Origin of the sequence: Thiohalocapsa sp. ML1 (genome assembly GCF_001469165.1) — a bacterium.
Lineage (GTDB): Bacteria > Pseudomonadota > Gammaproteobacteria > Chromatiales > Chromatiaceae > Thiohalocapsa.
The window spans coordinates 1-2,501 of the sequence record NZ_JABX01000107.1 but is presented as its reverse complement, the minus strand read 5'-3'; the positions used below and the strand labels follow the sequence as shown (position 1 = coordinate 2,501).

General features: G+C 68.9%; 2 protein-coding genes. One reads left to right on the top strand and one right to left on the bottom strand.

Going from position 1 to position 2,501, the window contains the following annotated elements:
• Positions 1–19 precede the first annotated feature (19 nt).
• Positions 20–541 carry a flavodoxin gene (locus ML01_RS26530; protein ID WP_058558370.1) on the bottom strand — a complete coding sequence of 174 codons (522 nt, stop codon included), beginning with the start codon at positions 539–541 and terminating at the stop codon, positions 20–22.
• Between the two features lie 327 nt (positions 542–868).
• On the opposite strand from ML01_RS26530, the gene ML01_RS26525 reads away from it, so the two are divergent.
• Positions 869–1,129 (top strand): hypothetical protein, encoded by a 261-nt coding sequence (locus tag ML01_RS26525; protein ID WP_058558369.1) that lies wholly within the window; start codon positions 869–871, stop codon positions 1,127–1,129.
• Positions 1,130–2,501: the final 1,372 nt, after the last annotated feature.

The following is a 2,501-nucleotide window of genomic DNA, read 5'->3' as shown; positions in this document are numbered from 1 at the left end:
GTTCGGTGTCGCCGCGCCCTCAGCCCCCGCCGAGCAGATCCGCGCGAATCCCGTCCAACCACTTCGCCAGGCGCTGCGGCGTCTCGTCCGGCTGGTTGTCCTGGTCCAGCACCAGCCCGCAGAAGCACCCGTCGCCGATATCGGCCTTCGAGAAGTCAAACTCGTAGCCGTCGGTGGGCCAGTGGCCGAGCAGTTGGGCGCCGAGGCCCTCTAGGTGCTCGTAAAGCATGCCCAGGGCATCTACGAACTCCATCGGATAGCCCACCTGATCGCCGAGGCCGAACAGCGCGACGCGCTTGCCGCTGAAGTCCACCTGATCCAGCTCGGGCAGGAAGTCCTGCAAGGTCTCGGGGTACTCGCCGTCGCCGACGGTGGGGACGCCGAAGATCAGCGCGTCGTAGCCCATGACGTCCTCCGCGCTCGCCCGCTCAAACGGGTGCAGCGCGACGACGTCCGCGTCGAAATGCTCGCGCGCGATGAGCTTCGCAATCTTGCGCGTGTTGCCGGTTTCAGAGGTGTAGAAGAGACCGATGCTGGCCATGGGATGCTCCTGTCGTGGACCTGTGGATGAATAACGACGGCGCGCACGCGGCGCAGCCAGCCTGTTCGCTCCCATTGCCCCGAGGCCGCGGGCGCCGGTCGATCAGCGCACGGCGGCGTGCGCTCCGGGCTATTCACCGCGCTGCCGTCAGCGCCGGGTCGCGCCGGCACCAGCCGGCCCCAACAAGCTGCTGGCCCACATCAAATGCGAACTGTTATCATTCTCTACAGTGTCCCGAGGGGCGTCAAGCCGTTGCCGGGCCGATCCGGCCAAACGGATGGGCGCCCACCCCAGTCGAGTCGCCGTCCAAGCCGAGGAACCCTTGCCATGTCCGACCAGCCCACCGTCGAGGAGCTGTTCTCCATCCTGCTCTTCCTGCTCTCGCGCCAGGCCCTAGAGCCATCGCCCGCGCTGCCGACGGCCATCCGCGAGCACCTCCTGCGCCTCACGCGCCACCCGGACGCCGCGCGCCTACCGCTGCTGCGCAAGACCTCCCGACGGCTCGCCGTGCACTGGGGCGCGGACCTGCCCGAAGCCGGCGCTCGATGCCCCGCAACCCTCCGTGCGGCGGGCGTGACGCTGCATTGACGGCGCCCGCGCCCTAAGCAAACGCCGAAGTATTTGGCGTATCCCGCCGGGCAGGATGCCCGGCCATTGCCAGTGCTATTAAGGCACCGACAATGCAGCAGCCGGGAGACCGCGTCTTCCGGCTCCGTCCGATGGTTGGGCAGGGTGCCCAAGCAATCGGCTTCTCCCTAACCCGGCCAAGTCGGAACCAATAAAGCTCGCTACCGGCTTCGCTCGCCCGGAGCCCAGCAACGACGCGGGTTCCGCGCGAGCCACTGAAACGTCTTCGTCATCTTGTTCAAGAGCTCCGGGATAAGGGACTAAGCGAAACATCGCTCAGCTCTTCGGCGTCGGCGCGCGATGGGCGATCTGGTGGTCCCCGCGCAGCGCGCGAGGCCCGCGCAATCGGCACGGGCTTGAGCCGCATTCCCCAGGGGCATGACGTCTTGGCCCTGCCTGACCATCAGCACGTCGCGCCCGTCGATGCTCGCGAAGCCGAGCCCCGCCGCGCCGATGTCGCCCAGATCCGCCGGCGATAGCCCGCGCAGCCGCCAGCGAGCCGAGAGTCCGCAGTCCGCCCGGGGCTTGCGCAGACAGGTCATGCCCGGCGCACCGGCCTAGTGGCCGAAGCCGGACGCGCGGCTACGCACCTGCCCCAGGGCGGTCGCCCGGTCGCCGCGCTGGCGCCGCGCTCCGCGGACGGCAACGCAGGGCCGCGCACTGCCCGTGACGCCCGCCGGATGTCGGCGGTGCCGCGCTCGCCCGCCACCGCCAGGACCCACGTCGCCGGCCGTTGCGCCACCACGCCGCGGGACCTGCCGTTCATCAGCACCCCCAATGCCGAGCCCCCTCGTCAGGCAGCACCACGAGCCGCGACTCATGCCGCACGGTGCCCCCGCGTGATGGGCGACACATCCCGCGCCGGGCACGTCGAGCCCGGCCCGCATCCCACCGAAGCCGGCCCGCGGGTCGCCAACGGGCGCAGCGCGCCTTCCGGGGCCAAAGACTTGCTTCCTCACTCCCATTCAATTCGGGGCAGCGGTCGGACGAATGGGTAGAGCGATGCATCCAGCGCTATCTGTCTCAATCCCCTTCAATTCGGGACAGCGGTCGGACCTGCCGCGGCGCTTTAAGGCGCTGCTTCGGCGTCTCAATCCCCTTCAATTCAGGGCAGCGGTCGGACATCGGCACTGCGGTGGCAGTGATCGCATTCGGAGGTCTCAATCCCCTTCAATTCGGGGCAGCGGTCGGACGTCGAAGCACCGGCGGGACGCGCTCCCGCTCGGCGTCTCAATCCCCTTCAATTCGGGGCAGCGGTCGGACGGAAGGCAAAACCCGCATGTGGATCGCGCCGTCGGTCTCAATCCCCTTCAATTCGGGGCAGCGGTCGGAC